The sequence below is a fragment of the Leptospira congkakensis genome (assembly GCF_004770265.1).
Classification (GTDB): Bacteria; Spirochaetota; Leptospiria; order Leptospirales; family Leptospiraceae; genus Leptospira_A; species Leptospira_A congkakensis.
Window position 1 is genome coordinate 1 of sequence record NZ_RQGQ01000013.1, and the last position, 21,544, is coordinate 21,544.

Consider the following 21,544-nt stretch of genomic DNA (forward strand, 5'->3'; position numbering starts at 1 on the left):
TCTCCTATTGTATTTAGAAAGTTATATGAAAAGCGATGTGCTTAATTTATTGTCCGAAATAAACGGGGAATACCATCCGGAAAGGATTTCCGCTGCAATCGCTGGCGCGGGGAAAACTTTGGATTCAAAGTAAAGATCAACTGACCTTAGCTGTCTAACAAGAAACTTGAAATAGATTCTATTTTTGATCTCCCCTCTTTAAAAAAACGATTTCACCAAATTTTTACTCTTACCATTGTTATACAAATATCATGGCTCTTTTAAGATAGACATGATATATAAATCACCTAATATTAGCTTTTCGAAGGAATTAAATATGAAATCAATATTATTTATTTTTGTTTTACTAATAAGCTTTTTAGCATCCTGCAGATCTCTCTCCTATAAATGTATAAGCGAAGATGGATGCCCAAACAACAAAGGAAAATATATTTCAAGAGATGGACATAAGGATATCTACGAAGGTCAATTAGCGGTTCCACCAGGTTTTAATTTTGAAATTGATCGTCTACTACCTCATGGATTCGGTAAAATGACCTATGGACCACAAAGCCCTGGAACTTATAGAATTCGTGAAGAAGGTGAAGTGTATGAAGGATTTTGGGATTGGAATCAATTTAAATTTCCGAGATTCTATGGGAAGGGAACCTACACTTGGAAAAACGGAACTATAACAGAGGCCGAGTGGTATGACGATAGTGCTTTAGCTGGGTCTTTGGGCAAAAGAAAGTTTCCCGATGGGACCGTCATTACAGGAATTTGGGATAAAAAAAGTTATCTTTGTAGTGGCGATTGTACCAATGGAACTGGGATCAAAACTGCAGATATGGGTGAATGGTATTCTAAAGGAAAATTTGTTGAAGGTAATCTCTCAGAGGGTCTGAAATACACCCCCTATTTCGTTGAAGAGGGAAAATTTAGCCAGAACCAACTTTCGTCAGGAACTATTACGTGTACAAGCAATAAGGACACATGCGTAAGATATATAAAATTTTACTCTTTCAATACCAACAAATTTAGCTCTAATCAAATTAAGATTATTTATAAGGATTAAATTTCTTTCTAGAATCTACTTGTTTATTAGCAAATTGTCAGTCTACCAAAAATGAATTCGAGATTCTAACTCCAAGAAATTCGTGTATATTCAATAGTTAGAATATACAATTCGTATTTCATCATATAGAAATATTGGATTTTTATGCAAAACAAGAATCCAATACCTTCACAATATCTATTTTCTTATCCTTGGATTTTACTACAAAAGATGGAATGGAATTTTCGGAAGTGACTTCCTGAATTCTTATTTTGATATTATTTAAATCTGAAAATGCAAAATCATTTTCCTTCTTAAAACCTAAACGCAAAAAATGATTCGAAATTTCTTTTTGATTGAGTACTTCTATAATCAGAAAATCAATTTCCCATTCTGACTCTTTGGAAAGTTCTTCAAATCTCTTTCGTAAATAATTATTTTTATATTCGATAAAAAAAGTTTGGAAATCATCAAAAAAATGATCCAACATCACAATCTCTGAGATTATTACCTCTTCATTCTTTTCATTATAAACTTTTTGTTCCAAGAGTTCAGATGTATTAATCCCTAAACTTTCTAACTCATCTTTTGTTTTAATTATATCTAAATCGGATTGTAAAGCAAAACCAACAAATTGATTGATCGGAAGATTCGCTCTCTCTTCTTTTGTTTTACCTTCGTACCAAAGAATTTCCAAAATTCCATTTTTGAAAGCAAACATTCCACTTTGAAAGGATCCATAGTTTGTTAGAGGTGTGAGAGAAGTTAACTGTAGGTGGTCTTTCAGAAACTGATATGTTTCTTCTGGTTTTGAAGAATACAGAAGAAAATGATCGAATTTAGCATTTAACATTCATTAATCCTAATTTTCCATCTCATTCATTTTGAATATAACAGGTCTTCAATCGATTGATACTTAGATAAATGTTTTGCTGTCATAAATACAAAACATCCAAACGGAATTTGTGTGATCAATCCTAGTAAAATTGGATTACTTTCAGTAAGTAAACCATAAACAAAGTTAATGAAAATATCAAAAATCATAATGATGACAGCAAGTAGAATTGCAAATCGGTATCGCAGAAAGAATAATAGAATCACAAGTGGATCCAGAACAACTAAAGAAGTCCAAAAAACATTGAGTAAGAAGGGAGCGAAAGAATAACCAAGAAAACCCATTTTGGTGATATCTATGGCATGCGATATAGTTCCAATGGAAAATCCGATAGAATAGATTATGATGATCGTAAGGTGATACTTGTTGATTTCTTCTTTCACTGATTTAATTTCCAAGAAATATAGAAATGATTTATAATTCGCCACTCATCTAACTCCAAGTTACATCAACTCTTCTCCACATAGAAAGCAAAAAATGCAAACTTATCCGTCTAATCAGAAATGTTTCCAGAAAGACCTGTTTGGATTTGGAAGGGTGATCCCGAATTTGCCCTGTTACAACTTGTCCTTCTCGTTCTTTTCTTTTACATTTCCTTTCGGGTCAGTGTTTACCTCACACATAGGTTTGAACTGATCCAAATGCATAGCAAACGTTTAGACCGGTTGGCATTCCGGGCAGGCTGTAGTAGAGAGGAACGAAACCTCCTCCAATCCTTCTACTCTCAACTGGACAGACGCCACCGCGTGTTACTCGCACACAATCACGCAAAAGAATACCTCCGCCAACATTTATTGAGTTATATATCTACCTTAGATGAGAAAGATTTCCCGGCCTTCCTTTCCTTGGTTTCGAAATTTTTGGGGACGGCAAATGACCCAAGGCCAATATTTAGCCTCCGCGAATTTGCCATTGTCCAATTGGGAACAAAAACTTATTTCGCACAAGTGGTTGATCCTGGTGCTGGGGAAGTCCGGCTGAAATTGGGGCTTCCAGGAAGTGGTCGACAAGCAGCGGCAAACATTCGGATTACCGTATTCCGAAACCCCAAGGGACTCCAAACCATTCGGGGGGATGCAAGATGGGAGCCCCCAACCTCAGTTTATTTCCTCCCAGACAGGACTGATCTCAAAAATTGACCAAATTCGATTCGCGCTTGAAAGATTCTTTCCAATAAAATTAATGTGACATAAGTCCATGAAGTGGAATCGCATCAATCAAAATGACGAATTGTTCTCCCTACTCTTCGTATTCCTGTTTTCCTTTACTTCCCTAATTTGGAACGGCAACTTCATGGTAAGAGGGATTGCCAGCTTTCAGGGTGTAGGCGACTTTTTTTCTGGGTCCTTTGATTCTTTTGGATCCCTAATCAAAAGTAGTTATAACAAACTCGAATCCTTCGAGCGGGTAAGAGAAGAGCGCGATTCTTGTTTGAACGTTATGGAAGAATACCGCCAGCTTTCTAAAGATGTGGAAAGGTTGAAGGCGGAAAATGCCATCCTCAGACAAGAGTTAAACTTTCCTTTGCATATCGATTATCCTTCTGTCAGAGCAGAAGTGTTAAGTGTTCGCTTGAATGCTATCTATAGAACCATCATCATCAACAAAGGTTCCGAAGAAGGAATCAAACCTTATATGCCAGTTGTAGCGCGATCTCTGGACGAAAAAGGTAAATTTACAGAAGCACTCGTTGGTAAAATCATCGCCGTTTCCAAAGGATCAGCTGTGGTTCAACCCATCATCAACTCCAACTTCTCAATGGGAGTTTCCATTCCGGGAACAAACCTTTGGGCTTCTCTCAACGGAAACAGTGGTCGCGGAACAGATGTTTTGTTAGATTATATTGATGCAGGGATTGTGATTGATCCGAAAGCCATTGGCAATTTTCCTATGGGCCCAAATCCACCACCAACCTCCGCGAGCACAATGTTTACAGAAGGATTTAGCAAAATCGGGAAGGCTGTATTTAGTTCTGGTGGATCAGGAGTTTTTCCATCGGGAATTCCAGTGGGAACCATCATTGAAGAAGGTCCAAGAAACGGATCTTTTAAAACTGCCATCTTACGTCCGTTTGTTGAGTTTGACAAACTTTTACATGTAATTGTTTTAAAGAAACAACCTGAAAAATGGCGAGAAGAATGGCCTGCCGAAAAAACAATTCAAATTGATGGCCCTTATTTTGGTGAAATTGATTTCCCTAAAGAAAAAGATTATAATAAAAAAGGAAAAGAACAAGAGAAAAGACAAGGTAACTTTCCTTCTACTTTCGGAACTCCTCAATACACAAAACCATCCGTGAACACAAATGTACCTGATTCTACACCGACTACCCCATCCACTCCTTCCACACAAGAAGGGCCTAAGGAGGTGGCACCATGATTTTAGATAAACTATTTATCATCATCGGATTATTACTCTCCCATTTTTTGAATGGATCCAATGTATTTGAATTAGGAAATGCAATCCGACCTGACTTTATGGTGATCTTCGTTGTCTTTTTTGCCCTAAGAAAAGGCCCACTTTATGGACTATGGCTTGGATTTTTTGGCGGACTACTCACCGATACTGCGCTAGGTGGTGAAATTGGCGGAGACAATATTGTTTATTATAAAATTGGTCTCCATTCCTTTTCTTATGCCATCATTGGATACATTGTTGGAAAAGTGATGCGAAGTTCTTATACAGAGAATTATATTTCCATCACCATTTATATACTTGGATTCACTCTTGTTTCAAGGATCATCACTTATTTATTATTTTTGATGTTCTTTCATTCCAACCAAAGTTATTCCTTTTTGTATGTGTCTTTGTACAATGCATTCATTGGGCCTGCGTTATTCTTTTTATTCTCTTGGGCATTCCGATTGGATTCAGATGAGGTAAGGCAATGAGCCAGTCGGCATCGGAGTTTCGATTAGAAACAAGTTTCCGTAAACGATTGTATTTTTTTACGGGAATGGTGGTATTCACCCTCACTGCTTATATCCTTCAATTGTTCAATCTACAAATTGTTCAAGGAAGTGAGAACTCATTAAAGGCCGAACGTTTTGTCCGAAGAAGTGAGTCCATTCCAGCAGACCGTGGGAATATTTTTGATCGAAACTTTCTCACTCCTGAAACAAGCCAACCATTGGTTTCCAACTCTGCATCTCTCGATGTGATTCTGAATACCAGTTTACTCAAGAACGATCCAAGAAAGGTGAAGGATTTTATTTACAAATTCTGTGAAGCCCTTTCGATCCCCATTGTTTATTACGAAAAAGAACTTCAAGACTCTCGGATGATCAAAAAAATCCGATCGAGAGAACCCTTCGTACTTTTAGAGGGAATTTCACGCGAACAACAAGAAAGAATCCTTGTTTTGGATAATATCAATCGGTATGTGTATTTAGTTTCTTCACCAGCACGGGTTTACCACATGGGTCCTGCGCTTTCACATGTGACTGGTTATGTGGGAAAACCAACAACCAGTGATCTACAAGAAAAAGAAATTAAAACCTACCAACTCATCGGTAAAGGTGGAATTGAATCTCTTTATGACACAACCCTTCGTGGCCAAGATGGATTTCGTATCCAAAAAAGAAACACGGAAGGAAATATCGAAGAAGAACGTGTCATCGAACATTCTGTCCCTGGAAACAATTTAATTTTAACTATCGATCGTGATATGCAGATTGCCGCCTATCGTGCGCTAAAAGGTGTTAGAGGAACGGTTCTTGCGATCAAAGCAACAACGGGTGAAGTTTTGGCGATGGCTTCCAACCCTTCTTACGATCCCAATATCCTTTCTGGAAAAAATAAATTAGATCGTTCCAACCACTTCACTCGTGTAACAAACAATGGTGGTTTTTTAAATTTAGCGATCCAATCCAGGTTCCCACCCGCATCTACGTTCAAAACACTTGTGGGTCTTGCGGCCATGGAAAGCGAACATAAAATCAATTTTGATCCCAAACAAACTTTTTCTTGTCCGGCCAATTTCACTCTGAAGTCAACCTTCAAAGGTGTTCCAGACCAAGTGTTTTATAACTGGGACAAAAAAAATCATGGCGAACTCAATCTTGCGCAAGCTTTAGAAAAATCTAACTCTGTATACTTTTACCAATTGGGATATAAATTAGGTGCGGAACCTATTCTCGCCTACTCTCGGTTATTTGGATTAGATAAAAAATCAGGAATTGATCTTCCTGGAGAAGCAACTGGGTTTATTCCAAGTTCTGATTGGAAAAAAAGAACTTATGGAAACAAATGGTTTGATGGAGATACAGTAAACCTTTCCATCGGACAGGGTTTTATCTCGGTGACTCCCATTGAGATGGCACTCTTTTATATGGCTGTTGTCAACAATGGAAAAATTTACAAACCTTATGTGGTTTCCGAAATTAGAAGCCCTCTTGACAACTCACTCATCCAAAAAACGGAACCAACAATTCTACGAGACATTCCTCTCAAAAAATCTACTGTGGAAGCCCTCAAAGAGGGATTGTATTTAGTAGGTTATTCTGGAACAGCATCTGGTGTTCTCAACTCACCAACATTACCAGAAATTGCAGGGAAAACCGGAACTGCACAAACCAGAAGGAGGGGCGCGTCCTCATCCAACCACGCTTGGTTCATTGGTTATGCACCGGTCAATGCACCTCCCGAAAAACAGATATTAGTTGCTGCTTTCGTAGAATATGGTGTTGGTGGTGCGGCCTCTGCGGCTCCTGCGGCCCGTGAAGTATTTAAAGCGGCTTTTCCACCAGGATCTTTCCCAAGAACAGATAGATCACGTGCTAAAACCATGGAAGAAGAAGCACCAGTAGAACAAGAGGCATTTTAATGGCTGATCGCAATACAGAAAAACTCGATTTTTTTCTCATCATCTCTGTTGTCCTTGTGGCAATGGCAGGAGTTCTCACTTTATACACCCAAGAAGCCAATACTGCAGACGGACTAGGTCGATGGTATAAACAATTCACTTTTGTTTTTGTGGGACTGATTTCTATGTGGTTTATGTCGAGAATCAACTATCAGCTGATAGGTTCTTATGCCCTCTTCATTTATATCTTCTCTATTGTTTTACTTGTCCTTACTTTAATTCCAGGAATTGGATACCTTCCTTCCGGTCGCGGAGCAAGATCTTGGTTAAAACTTGGACCCATCACTCTCCAAGCATCTGAATTTTCAAAACTAGCCACAGTGATCCTGCTCGGTCAATATTTGGTTTTGAAAGAAAAAGAAATGCACAAAATTACGGTACTCATCATACCATTTATCATTTGTTTGGTGCCGATGTTATTCATCATCTTACAACCAGACTTTGGAACTGCAGTATCATTTTTACCAATGTTATTCACCATGTTGTATTTAGGTGGAGCTGATATTTTGCATGTTGGATCTTTACTTACCTTCGGTGGAATATCGCTCATGGTTCCCATGTATCTTGCTTATTCCCAACTGACGCTCATCCAACCGCTCATCGATTTACTTCGCAAAGATAACAAAGTAGAATTAGTTTCGCTTGTGAACCAACTCCAAGGTAAAATTTGGCTGATTTTGGATGGTAAAAAAGTTTCTGGTCTCACCTTACCTGGAATTGAAAATCCAAAAAATCTACAGATGATTCGCGAAGCTGCAGAAATAGTCAAAGATGAATATGCGAGTGTCGGATATAAAATTCTCTCGAACGAAGCCTTTATGTTTGGTCTTGGTGGAACGCTGGCTCTGATTAGTCTTGTGATGATTTTTATCCGAATTGCACGTGGTTCTAAACATCTAAGAAACTACTACATCACGATTGGAATTTTAGGACTTTCCATCCTCTCGGCCATTGCTGTTCATAAATCCATTCCGTTTCGTGAAAACCAAGTCATTCGTCTCACTGCTTTTTTAAATCCTGACCAATTCAAACAAGGTGCGGGATACCAACTCCGAGCCTCCAAACCTGCTGTTGGATCGGGAAAGGTTTTTGGAAAAGGACTTTTTCATGGAGAGATGACAGAAGGACGTGTTCCGCATGTTCCCGAATCGGGAACAGACTTTATTTTTGCATCCTGGGCCGAACAAACAGGATTTTTTGGAAGTGTACTTCTTTTGTTTTTCTTGATGTCAATCCCACTCCGAGGCCTACAAATTAGTTTTGAAAGTAAGGACAGGTTTGGATCACTTCTTGCAGCGGGGATTGTGGCTATGATATTTTTCCATATTGCCATCAACGTAGGGATTGTGATTGGGCTTCTCCCAGTAACAGGTGTTCCACTTACATTTATGAGTTACGGTGGATCGCATTTGGTGATGGCAATGACGGCTGTGGGAATCATTCTTTCTATTAAAAAACGTAAGTTTGCAAACTAAACACCACCATGAAACCAACCAAAAAAGTATTGGGGGCAGAAGAGTTCTTTCAGATCAAAATCAAATTGGAAAATGAATTGATTCGTCTGGAAGAACTCGAAAGAGAATCGAAAGACCACCTCACAAACATTTTAGGTTATTCCGAAAAATTGATCCAACTTTCCGAATCCAACGAATCTCCCTATTTTTTACAAAGAAGTCGACGCCTCAGTACAGAACTTCATAAGTTCCAAATCAGAAACGAATACAAGCAGAAAGAGTTTGATTCACTCTTTCATATTTTAGATAAAATCAAATCAGAAGACAAAATTGAATTTTTAGATTCTGCCTTAAAAAACCGAATCACTCGGATTGCAAACCGCATCTCTGACAAAAAACAAACACCGATAGTTCCCAAAAATCTAAATGGAAAACTGGTTTTTATCTGTTATGTGTTAGAAGGTGTAAACTTTTTAATTCCTAAAAAGAGTTATCGTATCCTAAGAGATATCCCTGCCTTTAAAAAACAATTACGGATAAAAGATAAGTCTGTTCCCCTGTTTCCTGGGCCTGGATTTGTTTTGATGGAAGAAGGTGAAAAAAAACAAAAGAATGTAATTTTAATGAAGGACAGTGCTAAAAAAGAATACGGTTTTTATTTTGATGAACTGAAAGAAGATTGGGCAGTTTCCAAAACCTCTCTAGAAGGATTGTTGGAAAAAGACTCTACAAACGGACAGATCATTGGAAAAATCAAACGAAAAGGAAAATTATACCACTTAGTGAAAATCTAAAATTTCAATAGCAGTAGTTTTATCTTTTGTTAGCTGGTCTTTCAATTCTTCCAAACCACTAAACTTTTTTTCCTCTCGGATTCTATGAACAATTTCTAATTCGACTTCTTTCCCATACAAATCACCATCGAAATCAAAAATATTCACTTCAACATGAAGTCCCAAACCATCAAAGGTAGGATTGTGGCCAATATTCACCATCCCTTTATGATCTTTCCCATCGAACTTCGCAAAACAAGCGTAAACGCCAATTGAGGGAAGAAGTTTATCTTCTGGAACATTGATATTTGCTGTTGGAAATCCAATGGTTCTTCCTCGTTTGGCACCTTGTTTGACAATCCCAGTAATATGATAATTTCTTCCTAAAAGGATTTTGGCATCTTCCATTTCCCCTTTTTCCAAAAACCCACGAATGAGAGAAGATGAAATTTTGCTTTCTTTTTTGAGAACTGCTTCTTTTAATTCAACCGCATAACCATACTTAGCTTTATTAGAATCCAAAAGAGTATAGTCACCACGACGTTCGGCTCCAAAAAAATGATTATAACCAATCACAATATGTTTGGCATTCAAAGTTTGGATCATAATTTTTTCTAAAAAGTCTTCTGCTGACATTTTAGAAAGTTCCAAGGTAAAATCCAAAACAAGTAAATAGTCGATCCCAAACCCACTGATGAGTTCTTCTTTTTCCTTTTCCGAAGATAGATATTTAAAATTGGGCTTTTTACCGAGAACCACAGATGGGTTCGGAAAGTAAGTCACTACAACCGAAGGAATTCCCAGTTCCTTTGCCTTTTCTACAGTACGAAGGAGTAGAGTCTGGTGACCTACATGGATTCCATCAAAGTTACCGAGAGTCAAAGAGGAGCCATTTCGAAACTCGTTTTGGATCAATTCTAAAGAGCGAATAATTTTCAAAGGGGGACTTGTCTCGCAATCCGATACTTGTACTAGGTGCTTCCATTGAAACTACGAATCCTTCTCCTTACGGCAATCTTTTTATCAAACTTGGTTTCTGTGTTCGCATCCGACTCTGTCATTCCCAAACAAGAATTTGGATTGGAAGAAGGTTTGCTCCCCGAGGATATATCTACCTTTCCTGAATTAAAAACATGGGCGATTTACCAGTCTTACGAATTGGAACCGGATGCTCCTCACCTCGGCCTCCAAGATTACATTTGCCGCATGGTTCCAGAAACAGGGCTTCGTTTCCTTTTAGAAAAATCCATAGTCTCCAAATCTACAGTTTATCTCTATTTAGACATAACTCGGTATAGACCCCTCAAAGGATCCAAATTCAAACCAAGGAAACTAAACATCCTTGTGAACGGAAGACCCAAAATTTCTATTTATGCCGACAGAAACCAAAGTTTTCCGAATCCGGTGGAAATCCCCTTGGAACCTTCCGAATATCCTGATGGAAAGATTTATGTAGATCTTGTTCCTAGTAACAACTCACTGGGACGGTTTTGGGGAGTTTGGGATGCGTTTGTATTAGAAAATCGTTTGGGTGCGAGAGAATGACTAAACTGCGTATTTTTCGCGGTATTCGTCTTCCCCAATGGTTTGGAAATAACTAGTAAGACCTGCCACTTTAAAAACTTTCTCAATCGCCGGTTTCATATTGGCAATGGAGAACTTTCCTTTCAACTCTTGGACATAATTCAGTTGTTTGATGAGCATTCCAATTCCAGAGGAATCAATATAATTGAGTTTCTCTAAATTGATGATGACATGTAGATTTTCAGAGGGCTCTGTAGGAACATTGGTTTCCAGGAAGTTCTTGAAATCCAGGGAAGTGTAAATATCCAAACTTCCAGAAATGCTGATCACATAGGCGTCTGCATTTTTTTTTAGATTTATTTCCATGGGAGACCTTCCGCAAGGATCGGGTTTTTGCGTTTTTTATCAACCTTATTTTTAACAAATTAATGATTTCATTTCAAAAGTCGAAAATATATATAGAGTCTACTATCTGGGAGTTCGTATGCGTATCTCGTTTGTCCTAATTTTATCCTTTCTACTCACCGTTGGTCTAATTGCCGCGGATGAAAAAAATGAACCTGTAAGCCAAGCAGATTCTAAAAAGTTAAATCCGGATGGAAGCATTGCTCTCATCCCTTATAACGCCAAACAACAGCAGAAGATTGAAAGAATCGGAAAAGAAGTCGATGATTACCATGCTGTCATCAACGATAAGGTGAAATTCCTAAGTTTCGAAAAGAAAATCAAAGACAGTCGTTATGGCCAAGTAACCAACGCAAGGGAAATCCACCTACCATTTGAACCACGCTATGTATTACACAGTCGTTTCGTTATGAAATTGAAAGGCGGTGGCGGTGCGGAAGGTGGCGGATTTTCATTAGATGAAATCTCTTTTTGGTCCAGAAAATCACTTACCGAAAAAGGCAAAGACCCTGTTACCACTTACCGTGAATTAAAAAACAATACAACTGGTGGAGTGAAGGGACTAACTCTTTCAGTTCGTACAGTGACCAATGCAGACGACAACACTCTGAGCTTTGAGTTAGAAAAAATCCAAAGCCCATGGGAAAGATTACGTTTAGCGACTGCGTATCGTGACAGACTCCGTGAAGTTGCAAGAACCATTGATAGATACATCCAAGCTAAAGGTAGTTTAGAAACCAGAATGGTTTCTGAATCCATAATGGAAGTTTCGGTCAGCGGGGATTTCCAAGAACCATAATGTATATGAGGGTGGAATGAGTTTTACCATACCACCACAACTTACCAATCTTTACGAAGTCCTAGAGATTCCTTTTGGTGCCACGACGGAAGAGATTAAATCCTCTTTCCGTCATCTGGTGAAACAATTCCATCCAGATAACCCGTTCACAGGCTCCTATTCTAAATTCCAAAGCCTTTACTTTGCCTACCAAACCCTAACCGGCGAAGGGCGGAAGTTGTATGATGAAGAATTCAAAAAGAACTACGCTCGCGAATTTTTAAAACGCAAACTCGAAGAACACCCAGTCGTACTCCCTGTATCTCGTGTTCGGTTCACAACAGGTATTTTGGAGCTCGCCAAACGTGGGCTCATGCGGAAAGGTTTCCGCAACAAAGACAGACGCAAAGTAACAGGGATTGATTATGATTTGATCATTGATTTAAAAGAATCCGAAATCATACGACCGGTGATTGCAGTCATTCCTTTGACAGTGCGAATTGTTTGTCGAGATTGTATGGGTGGTGACCCACATTGTCCTGCCTGCAGTGGAAGAGGAAGTTACAAAGGATACAAAAATCTAAAAGTAGAATTTCCGAGGTCGGCTCTTGTTCACGGAAAGGTTTTTGAATTTGATCTCTCCAAATTCCGACCAGATTCCTTTACCCATTTTAAGAAAAAATACCTACGGGTGAAACTCTTGGTTCACAAAAATATCCCTTTACGAGTAAAGAGTACCGTCTAAAAAGGAAATCGATGGAAAAGACTCCCAAAGTTGTATTTTTTGACCCACTTTATAAGGAAAAAATTTGGGGAGGTCGGAAGTTCGAAACAAAACTTGGTCGGAACATTCCAGAAGGACAGATTGGTGAGTCTTGGGAAGTTTCTGTTTATGGAACGGATATTTCTCCTGTCCAAAATCCAGAATTTCAAAATATTCCCTTAACAGATCTTATACGAAAATCTCCAGAAGCAGTTCTAGGGAAACCATTTCTTTCCTCAGGTTTACCTTTACTTGTCAAAGTCATTGACGCCAAAGAAAAACTATCCGTCCAAGTACATCCAGATGATGAATACGCACTTAAATACGATCCAAAATCCAATGGCAAAAAAGAATGTTGGTACGTTTTGTCCGCAGATCCAGGAGCAGAACTCGTTGTTGGATTTGATATAAACACAACCCGTGAAGAATACGAATCACTTGTGAGAAAAAATCTCGGGGAAACGGTTCTACGAAAATGGAAGGTCAAGCCAGGTGACGTTTTTTTGTTAAATCCTGGAACCATTCACGCCATCGGAGCGGGAGTTCTCCTTTTAGAAGTCCAACAATCTTCTGATTCCACATACAGAGTGTACGATTACGGAAGATTGGGTGATGATGGAAATCCAAGAGAACTTCATTTAGAAAAAGCCCTAGCAGTATTGAACTTCCAAAACTCTGATGGTTCTGAAAAAAAAACCAAAGAGCTACTCACTTACCATCCGTTCCCACGTTACTTATTCACATCCAATGATAAATTCAGATTGGAATCTTGGGAATTTAACCAAGCACAAAACTTCACTTTTTCAAAGTTAGGTGACCCTGTTAGTTTTGGAATTTTTTATACAATCTCTGGTTCTGTTTACTTTCCAGAATTACAAAAGTTGGTGGGACCAAACCAATCGTTTATGATCACAGCTGCAGGATTTTCAGAGACCATTTCTGCCTTCGCGGAAACGGGTACTAAGTTAGCCTTTATGTCTGCCGGTTCCGATTCGGTAAAATATCAATAACCTCACCTATTGACAATTCAATAGAATTGGTATAATAGTCACGAGAGAGGATACTATGAAAAAAATTATTTCCCTATTACTCGTGTTAGCATCTACATCCGTGTTTGCTTTGTCTGAACTGGAGAACCTGATGATTAAAGAGGCAAATTCACCAGAAAGTAAACAAGCGGCACGTTCCTATCTATCCGCAATGGCAAAAGAGAAGGAAGCAAATGCTGTGCGACACGAAAAAATGGCGGTGAATAACGGTGGAAAGGCTGTCAGCCAAGCAAAGTTTAAAGAACATTGCCTGACTTTAGCAAAAGAATTTCGAACAGAAGCAGAAGAATATAAAAAAGCTGCTGATGATTTGAAATAAAATTCGATCTTTACCTATTACTTGGGCAAAGGAATTCGATCTGTTTCCCCGGGAACTTTTGGAAATTCATCTTTTGCCCATCTTTCCTTTGCTTTTTCGATGGCGTCTTGCCTTGTAGAAACAAAATTCCAAAATATATTTCTTTTTTCAGTGAGTGGTTCTCCACCAAGTAACATCAAACGACTGTTTTGTTTTGCTTTAAAAGAAACAGCTGTCCCCTTCTCAAACAAAACCATTGATCCTACTGCATAGGATTCTCCATTGGATTCAATAGAACCACGAGAAACGTAAAGTCCTGCTTCTTCTTTGTCAGAAAGAATCCAATTGACTGCATCTGCCTCTGGTTTCATTTCAATGTCTGCGTAAAACAAAGGAGAATGCACCGTGGCTGGGGAATGTAATCCAAGAAAATTTCCGCCTAACAATCGAAATACCAAACCGTCTTTAGATAAAACAGGCATTTCTTTTTCCGAAAAATGTTCAAAACTAGGATTTATTTCTTCTTTTTCTTTTGGAAGAGCAATCCATGTTTGTATCCCTTCTAATATTTCATATTTGGGATCAAATTTGGACCGTTCACTGTGTACGATTCCAGAACCCGCAACCATCCAATTGGTTTCATTAGGACGAATGTCCATTTCTACCTTTAAACTATCGCGATGGGTGATCACTCCATCGTATAAAAATGTGATGGTAGCAAGTCCAATATGCGGATGGGCGCGAACGACGAGTTCTTCTCCCGTAACAACAGGCACTGGGCCAAAATGGTCAAAAAAAACAAAAGGTCCCACCGAACGTTTTTCCATAGCAGGAAGAACGCGGCGGATGACAAAATTGTCTCCTAAATCTTTGGAATGTCCTATGAGTGAACGTGTCATTTACGTTTAGACTTACTTTGTTTGGCTTTTGGTTGTGATATTTTCTTTTTCGGACTGGCCTTCTTTTTTTGCGCTTGTTTGGTGGTTCTTTTTGGAGAAGGATTTGATTCTTCTACCTTACCCACAAAAAGGCCGATGGCTTCTTTCCCTTTGGTCCAATGTGCTTTATCCCTTGCATTAAAATAAAGGATAAAGATTTTTTCAGCTTCCGAATACTTCACATCACAAGCATAAACATGGCTTGCCTTCCATCCTCTTCCTGTCGGTCCAAGGATTGGTGTTTGATTGATCCGTTCAAAGTTGATACCATCTTCACTTTGTAAAAAGAGAATGGCCGAACAGGACTCTTTCCTTACGGGATTCCAGAAAATTCCATTTTGAAATCCGAGGTATCGCCCTTTCCATTCAATGACTTTTAAGGAACCTGCAGCCAAATTACAAAATGGATCCATATCATTTGGAGAAAGGATGGGATCTGAAAAGTAAGAAAATGGTCCAAGAGGGGAATTCGATTCGGCTACGGTGATGTATTTTGGTTCACAAAATCCACAATCAGGAATGAATGTAAGAGAGGAAGAAAAGTACATTCTGTACTTTTTTCCAAACTTCACCAAACATGGATTACCGACTGAGTCTCCAAGTTTTGGATCTTTATGAAAAGGAAATTTTGGTTCGATGACTGTTTTCGGAGACGACCAAGATTTTAAATCTTTGCTAGTTCGGACTTCGATCTGCGACTTCCACTTCCGATAAGGAAACCAACTGAATAACAAATGAAGGAATTTATATTTTTCGTAATAGAGATAATACGTTCCCTCTTCAAAAAAGAAAAAGGGACGCATGGCATTCCAAACCACGGTCTTTTTTGTTTTCCATTGAATCCCATCTTCCGAAAGGAATTCCTTGATTCCAAATATATTGTGTGCGAAGAGGTGCCAAAGACCGTCAGGACAGTTTTCAGGAAATAAAAAACTCGGATCCGCCAAAATTGGGGATGGGAATCCGGGTTTTAGAATGGGATCATCTTGGTAGAGTTGCCAATAGATATTTTGTTTGTTCAATCGAAATGAATTTCCTTATTTTTCTAAGACAACTTTGAGGTTGGATAGTCCCTCTTCAAAGTCTTTTCCTATCAATTCTTGAAAATCCATAAAAAGACAAATGATATTGGAAGGATAAGGTACAGAACCATCAAATCCCCAAATGACTTTCGATTTTTTTTGGTCCAAAGAAGAAACTTTCATATAACTTCTTTCGGTGGCTTCCATTGGTTCGATGAAACGAAGTTCTGTCTCCATCTCTAGAGCATCCAAATTAATCATTTTGATTTCTTGTTCGCCAGTTCCCACTTCTTTATCCAAACTTTCCCAACGAGAAATGAAACCAACCATCCCATCTTGACCAGTGTAAATTTTCTTCATACCTGGATCTTTTTTGGCCCATACACTGTAATAGTCTTGGTTTTTCAACATTCGAATATAATCAAATACATCCGAAGCCGGTTTGTTAATGTCGATGGTACGTTCCACCTGGTAATGGGTAGGTAGAAAGAGAGCAACAATTAATGGGATGGCGATAATGCCAATGATTCCTATGGAAATTTTTCTGCCGAGTGTCATAAGTTAAATATCCTACTGTTATCTTTTGATTTAGTCAATTTATTTACCCGCGTGGTTTTAAATTCCAACTGAAAACCAGAAGGAAAATCGCAATCAAAGTGGAAACAAGAATGGCGTAAAGAGCGACATCCCAAGAATAGTTTGTGGCAAGGATGGCTAGCCCCTTTCCCTGAGCCGTTCGTCCGAGAGACCCAAAAAGTCCGATAAAACCAGCCGCAGTACCCACCGCCTTTTTCGATGTAAAATCCATTCCAGCCACACCTAACAACATAACAGGTGGATAGATGAAAAGTCCAATCAAACCAAAAAGTAAATAATCAATCCAAATGGATCCAGGAGGGTTCCATAAAATTCCAAGAAAGGCAAAGAAAATTGGAATGATACAAAGTAAACTTACCATTCCCCTTCTTCCGTCGAATTTATCGGAAACCCATCCCATAAGGATGGTGGAACCAATTCCTCCAAATTCTAAAATGAGTGTCGAATATCCTCCTCCCAAAAGATCGGCTCCTTTTGTTTCTTTTAAGTAAGTAGGACCCCAATCGATCAAACTATATCGAATGATATAAACAAAAAAGTTAATAATAGCAAACAACCAAATGTATTTGTTCTTAAGAACTTGATCAACAATCAATTGTTTGGTGGTAAGTTCGGCTTCATGATTTTCTTTTTCTTCTGGTGGAAAATCGTTTCGATATACTTCCACAGGAGGAAGGCCTTCTGATTGTGGTGTGTCTACAAGTCGAATGTATAAATATACAGATCCAATTAAAGCAATAACTCCTGGAACAAAAAAAGCAAATTGCCATCCAAACTGAGCTGCCGAGTGAGAAGCGACCACACCCACAAGCCCGCCTCCAATATTATGTGCAATATTCCAAAATGCAAACGTAGTACCTCGTTCTCTTACGGAATACCAGTGCCCAAGAGAACGTCCACATGGTGGCCAACCCATCCCTTGCACTAAACCATTGGCTCCCCATAAAAACAGATGAATCCAATAATGATTCGCAAATCCAAATGAAAAATTCAAAATGGCGGTAAGAAACAAACCAACAGCCATAAACTTTCGCGGATTGGAACGATCGGAGAGTGCTCCCATTAAAAATTTTCCAATCCCGTAAGTGATGGCCGTAACTGCGAGGATGTCACCTATATCAGCTTTCGAATAAGATAACGCTTCACCAATTTCTTTGGAAACAGGAGAGAAGTTATTCCGAGTTAGGTAATAGGTCGTATAACCAAGAAAAGTTGATTCCAAAACTCGAAACCGAAATTTCGGATAAAGAGATTGGATTTCTTTTTCGGATTTTTGGGGTATGGACGGAGCAGGAGCGAACCACCGGCGAATGGTTTGTAACATAGACTAGGAAGATGTAAGTCTAAAGAGAAGGAGTCAAGTCGATTCTCATGAAAACAAATATAAGAAACGGATTTATTGATACTGTTGGGAATACCCCACTCATACGCATCCACTCACTTAGCGAAGAAACTGGATGTGAAATTTTAGGTAAGGCTGAGTTTTTAAATCCAGGTGGGTCAGTCAAAGATAGAGCTGCTTTGTACATCATAGAGGATGCAGAAAAAAAAGGACTCTTAAAACCAGGCGGCACTGTTGTAGAAGGAACAGCTGGAAATACCGGAATTGGACTCACTCATATTTGTAATGCCAAAGGTTACAAATCGGTAATTGTCATTCCAGAAACACAATCCAAAGAAAAAATTGAAATGCTACGCACGTTAGGTGCCGATGTGACCCTTGTCCCTGCGGTTCCTTATGCCGATCCAGGAAATTACGTACGAGTGTCGGAACGAATTGCATTAGAAACGCCAAACTCCGTTTGGGCAAACCAGTTTGATAACTTAGCCAACAGGAATGCTCATTTCGAAACAACTGGTCCTGAAATTTGGGAACAAACCCAAGGTAAAATTGATGTTTGGACGGCTTCCCTTGGAACCGGCGGAACCTATGCGGGAACTGGACTTTATTTCAAATCCAAAAATCCTAATATCAAATGTATCGTGGCTGATCCTTATGGATCGGGAATTTATTCTTTTGTCAAAACAGGACAAATCACCATCGAAGGATCTTCTATCACCGAAGGAATTGGGCAAGGTAGAATCACAAAAAATATGGAAGGGATGCCGGCGGATGACGCCATTCGTATCCATGACAAAGAAGCCCTACGTATTTTAAATTTAGTTTTAAAACAAGATGGATTGTTTATGGGAGGAAGTGTGGGAATCAATCTGGCCGCGGCTTACCAAATTGCCAAAGATTTAGGTCCAGGCCACACCATAGTCACAGTGTTATGCGACAGTGGAGCCAAATACCAATCTAAAATTTTCAATCAGGAATTTTTAGCTTCGAAAGGACTTGTATAACCAAAAACAATTGAAAGAAGATGAAATTTACAACAAGCAAGGCAGGTAGAAAATTCTTTTTGAATTTTTTACCTGCCTAAATTCAGCAAAGTGGTAAACATTTCACAAGCGGATACAGAACCTAGATCACAAGAGTCACTCAACTCATCCAAAGCAATCTCGATTTCTTCTGATTTTTTTGTTTTTAATCGAGCAAGGGCAGATGTTTCCAATTCTTTTGCTTTAAAAATCTGTTCTTCTGGATTTTGAAAAGACCAAGGTATCGTTCTTTTTCCAAAGGACATACTGTCTAAAAATAAGTTAAGATCCTTTTCTATTTGAGGATATACCGATTCGTAACATGTTACGAGAATTGTCATTCCAAAACGATCTTCTGTTGTGGTAATATAATGTTGAAGAACTATATCTTCCTTATCTTTAAAACTTCCGAACACTCCTACAAACTGATACGTGTTTTCTGAATTAGATTTTTTTTGTAAGGAATAAGACTTACGAACATTTGTGATCGCACTGAACCGTTTAGACTCTGTATGAAAAATGGTTGGATGTAACGGATATTTGGTTTCCGATTCCTTAAAAAGAATCACGACGGCCGGAGTGATTTCTCGACCCAATTCATCTTTCAGCGGGGAAGTTTTGAAATGATCAAACTTAGTGGATGTTCCATTGGATCGCCGTTCGGAAAGATACCACTTGGAAGGAAGATCAAAGGAAATACAATTAGTTTGAAAACAAGATTGCCAACGAACAACATTTGAACCCGCAAGTAGATTTGTTAAACCTAAAAAAATATAAATTAAAAACGAAAAAACGATCCGAAAAAAATTCATTCGGCGAGTTCCTTTCTATTTTTAAAAAAATCCAATGAAAGTGGGTTTGCTAACGCGTTTTTATTTTTCACTTCAAGTCCAGCTACTGTTTGTTTGACGGCGATTTCTACCTTTTTCCCATTTACAGTATAAGGAATTTCTGGAACAGAAAGAACCAAAGCCGGTACATGTCTTGGAGATGTTTCTAATTTAATTTGTTCTTTGATTTTTTTGATTAATGAATCATTTAGAGACACACCAGGTGCAGTGACAACAAACAAAACCACTCTCACATCATCTTTATACTCTTGGCCAATGATCACACTATCGACCACTTCAGGAATTGTCGAAACTACAGAATAAATATCAGCAGTTCCAATTCTTACACCACCGGGATTTAAAGTGGCGTCAGAACGTCCATAAATCACCAAACCATTCTCTTGAGTGATCGATGCAAAATCACCATGACACCAAATATTATCATAAGTTTCAAAATAAGCGGATTTGTATTTGGCACCCGATTCATCATTCCAAAACGAAAGTGGCATGGATGGAAACGGTGTCGGACAAACGAGTTCCCCCTTTTCATTTTCTACAGACTTACCCATATCATTAAATACTTGTACATCCATACCTAATCCCTTACACTGAATTTGACCTTCAAACACAGGTAAGTTGGGATTTCCCAATGCAAAACATCCATTTAAGTCTGTTCCGCCAGAAATAGAAGACAGTTGTACATCTTTTTTAATATTTTCATACACATAACGAAACCCAGAATTAGGTAATGGTGAACCTGTAGAAAGGATTACTTTCAAATCAGGTAGAGGATACTTTGATTGGACCCCAATCTTTTCTTCTTCTAAAACAGATAGGTATTTAGCACTGGTTCCAAATACTTGGATAGATTCCTTTTCCGCCATCGACCATAAAGTTTCCCAAGAAGGATGGAAAGGATTTCCATCAAATTGGTAAAGAGTAGCACCTAACGCTAATACTGATTGAGACCAGTTCCACATCATCCAACCACAAGTTGTATAATAAAAAAATCGATTTTGTTTGGATACATTACAATGCAGGATAAGTTCTTTTGTATGATTGAGTAAAACCCCACCTCCTTGAACAATACATTTAGGAAGGCCAGTTGTCCCTGAGGAAAACATAATGTAAACTGGATCGGAAAAACTGATAGAAGTGTATGTTAGTTTGTCATTTGAATTTAATGGAGCAATCTCATTATAGCGACAAGGATATTGGATCTTACCAAAATCTTTCAAAGGTTCCACAAAATCATAAATCAAAGTTTGTTTGAATTCAGAATTTTTTGTTTTTGTCAACTGAAGGGATACTTCTTCTAATTTATCTGTAATGGAGATTTTTTTACCTTTAAACAAATAAGACTCAACAGAAATCAAAACCTTAGGTTGGATTTGTTCGAAACGGTCAAGGATTCCCCTTACGCCAAAGTCGGGTGATGCACTTGACCATATAGCACCTAACGAAGTAGTCGCGAGCATTCCAATGGTGGAGATTGGTGCATTTGGTACAAGTCCGGCAATACGATCTCCTTTTTTGACTCCAAGGCCAATCAAATGTTTTTGTAACTTTAATACTTCATTTTTAAGATCCGAATATTTTAATCTTTGGATTTTGCCGTCTTCAGAGTAGAACACCAAAGCCAAGTTATCAGGGTCCCCTCCTACTAATAAATTCTCTGCAAAATTAAAGTAAGCTCCCGGGAACCATTGTGATTTTGAAAAATGCCCACCTCGTTCGATCGTTTTCTCCGGTTTCTTATGTAATTTGAATCCAGAATAAGACAACCATTCCATCCAAAACAGTTGGTATTCTTCTACGGAAAATTTATGAAAAGAAACATAATCAGAAAATGATTTTTGAAACTTAGATTCCAGATGGCTCTGGAAACGGGAGAGATTCGTATCTTCTGAATGTGGAGTCCATAGTATATTTTGAGTCGCCATGAAGACTGATCTTT

The 21,544-nt window shown here is 38.5% G+C and carries 23 protein-coding genes; 13 read left to right on the forward strand and 10 right to left on the reverse strand.

Going from position 1 to position 21,544, the window contains the following annotated elements; translation table 11 throughout:
* Window positions 1–316: 316 nt before the first annotated feature.
* Window positions 317–1,054 carry an MORN repeat-containing protein gene (locus EHQ70_RS08780; RefSeq protein ID WP_135585528.1) on the forward strand — a complete coding sequence of 246 codons (738 nt, stop codon included), beginning with the start codon at window positions 317–319 and terminating at the stop codon, window positions 1,052–1,054.
* A 142-nt stretch (window positions 1,055–1,196) separates the two neighbouring features.
* Here the strand turns inward: EHQ70_RS08780 and EHQ70_RS08785 are convergent, their stop codons facing one another.
* Together EHQ70_RS08785 and EHQ70_RS08790 are read right to left on the reverse strand one after the other, a co-directional pair.
* A complete protein-coding gene (locus tag EHQ70_RS08785) occupies window positions 1,197–1,886 on the reverse strand; it encodes a VOC family protein (protein WP_135585530.1) in 690 nt (229 codons plus the stop codon).
* A 26-nt stretch (window positions 1,887–1,912) separates the two neighbouring features.
* A complete protein-coding gene (locus tag EHQ70_RS08790) occupies window positions 1,913–2,311 on the reverse strand; it encodes a hypothetical protein (RefSeq protein ID WP_244288273.1) in 399 nt (132 codons plus the stop codon).
* Between the two features lie 120 nt (window positions 2,312–2,431).
* On the opposite strand from EHQ70_RS08790, the gene EHQ70_RS08795 reads away from it, so the two are divergent.
* From EHQ70_RS08795 to EHQ70_RS08820, 6 genes are read left to right on the forward strand one after another with little or no spacing between them, the layout of a single operon-like run.
* A complete protein-coding gene (locus EHQ70_RS08795) occupies window positions 2,432–3,067 on the forward strand; it encodes a hypothetical protein (RefSeq protein WP_135585533.1) in 636 nt (211 codons plus the stop codon).
* Window positions 3,068–3,125: 58 nt separating this feature from the next.
* A complete protein-coding gene (gene mreC, locus EHQ70_RS08800) occupies window positions 3,126–4,307 on the forward strand; it encodes a rod shape-determining protein MreC (protein WP_135585535.1) in 1,182 nt (393 codons plus the stop codon).
* Complete coding sequence (mreD, locus tag EHQ70_RS08805; RefSeq protein WP_135585537.1) at window positions 4,304–4,819, forward strand: rod shape-determining protein MreD; 516 nt, start codon at window positions 4,304–4,306, stop codon at window positions 4,817–4,819. The genes mreC and mreD overlap by 4 nt, the downstream gene beginning before the upstream one ends.
* Entirely contained in the window at window positions 4,816–6,753 is a 1,938-nt protein-coding gene (gene mrdA / locus EHQ70_RS08810) for a penicillin-binding protein 2 (RefSeq protein WP_135585539.1), read from the forward strand. The genes mreD and mrdA overlap by 4 nt, the downstream gene beginning before the upstream one ends.
* The gene (gene rodA / locus EHQ70_RS08815) at window positions 6,753–8,267 is read left to right on the forward strand and encodes a rod shape-determining protein RodA (protein ID WP_135585541.1); all 1,515 of its coding nucleotides are present in this window, start codon (window positions 6,753–6,755) and stop codon (window positions 8,265–8,267) included. The genes mrdA and rodA overlap by 1 nt, the downstream gene beginning before the upstream one ends.
* An 8-nt stretch (window positions 8,268–8,275) precedes the next feature.
* The gene (locus EHQ70_RS08820) at window positions 8,276–9,040 is read left to right on the forward strand and encodes a hypothetical protein (RefSeq protein ID WP_135585543.1); all 765 of its coding nucleotides are present in this window, start codon (window positions 8,276–8,278) and stop codon (window positions 9,038–9,040) included.
* On the opposite strand, the gene EHQ70_RS08825 is transcribed toward EHQ70_RS08820, so the two are convergent.
* A complete protein-coding gene (locus EHQ70_RS08825; protein WP_135585545.1) occupies window positions 9,026–9,958 on the reverse strand; it encodes a bifunctional riboflavin kinase/FAD synthetase in 933 nt (310 codons plus the stop codon). The genes EHQ70_RS08820 and EHQ70_RS08825 overlap by 15 nt on opposite strands.
* Before the next feature lie 36 nt (window positions 9,959–9,994).
* Between EHQ70_RS08825 and EHQ70_RS08830 the strand changes: the two genes are divergently transcribed.
* Entirely contained in the window at window positions 9,995–10,564 is a 570-nt protein-coding gene (locus EHQ70_RS08830; RefSeq protein WP_244288274.1) for an LIC10729 family protein, read from the forward strand.
* On the opposite strand, the gene EHQ70_RS08835 is transcribed toward EHQ70_RS08830, so the two are convergent.
* Window positions 10,565–10,909, reverse strand: coding sequence for an STAS domain-containing protein (locus EHQ70_RS08835; protein ID WP_135585550.1), 345 nt, complete (start codon window positions 10,907–10,909; stop codon window positions 10,565–10,567). It abuts the gene before it with no gap.
* 118 nt (window positions 10,910–11,027) lie between these two features.
* Between EHQ70_RS08835 and EHQ70_RS08840 the strand changes: the two genes are divergently transcribed.
* Genes EHQ70_RS08840 through EHQ70_RS08855 form a run of 4 tightly spaced genes read left to right on the forward strand, consistent with a single transcriptional unit; the run spans window position 11,028 to window position 13,857 of the window.
* Window positions 11,028–11,747: an LIC_12936 family protein gene (locus tag EHQ70_RS08840; protein ID WP_135585552.1), complete on the forward strand. Its 720-nt coding sequence runs from the start codon at window positions 11,028–11,030 to the stop codon at window positions 11,745–11,747.
* A 16-nt stretch (window positions 11,748–11,763) separates the two neighbouring features.
* Entirely contained in the window at window positions 11,764–12,471 is a 708-nt protein-coding gene (locus tag EHQ70_RS08845; protein WP_135585554.1) for a DnaJ domain-containing protein, read from the forward strand.
* 11 nt (window positions 12,472–12,482) lie between these two features.
* On the forward strand, window positions 12,483–13,499 hold the full coding sequence (locus EHQ70_RS08850) for a type I phosphomannose isomerase catalytic subunit (RefSeq protein ID WP_135585557.1): 1,017 nt from the start codon (window positions 12,483–12,485) through the stop codon (window positions 13,497–13,499).
* Between the two features lie 55 nt (window positions 13,500–13,554).
* Window positions 13,555–13,857, forward strand: coding sequence for an LIC_10421 family protein (locus EHQ70_RS08855; RefSeq protein WP_244288275.1), 303 nt, complete (start codon window positions 13,555–13,557; stop codon window positions 13,855–13,857).
* 17 nt (window positions 13,858–13,874) lie between these two features.
* On the opposite strand, the gene EHQ70_RS08860 is transcribed toward EHQ70_RS08855, so the two are convergent.
* The 4 genes from EHQ70_RS08860 to EHQ70_RS08875 are packed head-to-tail and all read right to left on the reverse strand — an operon-like array spanning window position 13,875 to window position 17,717.
* Complete coding sequence (locus EHQ70_RS08860) at window positions 13,875–14,735, reverse strand: pirin family protein (RefSeq protein WP_135585559.1); 861 nt, start codon at window positions 14,733–14,735, stop codon at window positions 13,875–13,877.
* Window positions 14,732–15,796 carry a glycoside hydrolase family protein gene (locus tag EHQ70_RS08865; RefSeq protein WP_135585561.1) on the reverse strand — a complete coding sequence of 355 codons (1,065 nt, stop codon included), beginning with the start codon at window positions 15,794–15,796 and terminating at the stop codon, window positions 14,732–14,734. The genes EHQ70_RS08860 and EHQ70_RS08865 overlap by 4 nt, the downstream gene beginning before the upstream one ends.
* A 15-nt stretch (window positions 15,797–15,811) precedes the next feature.
* Entirely contained in the window at window positions 15,812–16,354 is a 543-nt protein-coding gene (locus tag EHQ70_RS08870; RefSeq protein ID WP_135585563.1) for an SRPBCC family protein, read from the reverse strand.
* A gap of 43 nt (window positions 16,355–16,397) precedes the next feature.
* A complete protein-coding gene (locus EHQ70_RS08875) occupies window positions 16,398–17,717 on the reverse strand; it encodes an MFS transporter (RefSeq protein WP_135585565.1) in 1,320 nt (439 codons plus the stop codon).
* Between the two features lie 47 nt (window positions 17,718–17,764).
* Here EHQ70_RS08875 and EHQ70_RS08880 point away from each other — a divergent pair, with 47 nt between their 5' ends.
* Complete coding sequence (locus EHQ70_RS08880; RefSeq protein WP_135585567.1) at window positions 17,765–18,739, forward strand: cysteine synthase A; 975 nt, start codon at window positions 17,765–17,767, stop codon at window positions 18,737–18,739.
* 68 nt (window positions 18,740–18,807) lie between these two features.
* Here the strand turns inward: EHQ70_RS08880 and EHQ70_RS08885 are convergent, their stop codons facing one another.
* Together EHQ70_RS08885 and EHQ70_RS08890 are read right to left on the reverse strand one after the other, a co-directional pair.
* On the reverse strand, window positions 18,808–19,569 hold the full coding sequence (locus tag EHQ70_RS08885; protein WP_135585569.1) for a hypothetical protein: 762 nt from the start codon (window positions 19,567–19,569) through the stop codon (window positions 18,808–18,810).
* Window positions 19,566–21,530 carry an acetoacetate--CoA ligase gene (locus tag EHQ70_RS08890; protein WP_135585571.1) on the reverse strand — a complete coding sequence of 655 codons (1,965 nt, stop codon included), beginning with the start codon at window positions 21,528–21,530 and terminating at the stop codon, window positions 19,566–19,568. The genes EHQ70_RS08885 and EHQ70_RS08890 overlap by 4 nt, the downstream gene beginning before the upstream one ends.
* Between the last annotated feature and the right edge of the window lie 14 nt (window positions 21,531–21,544).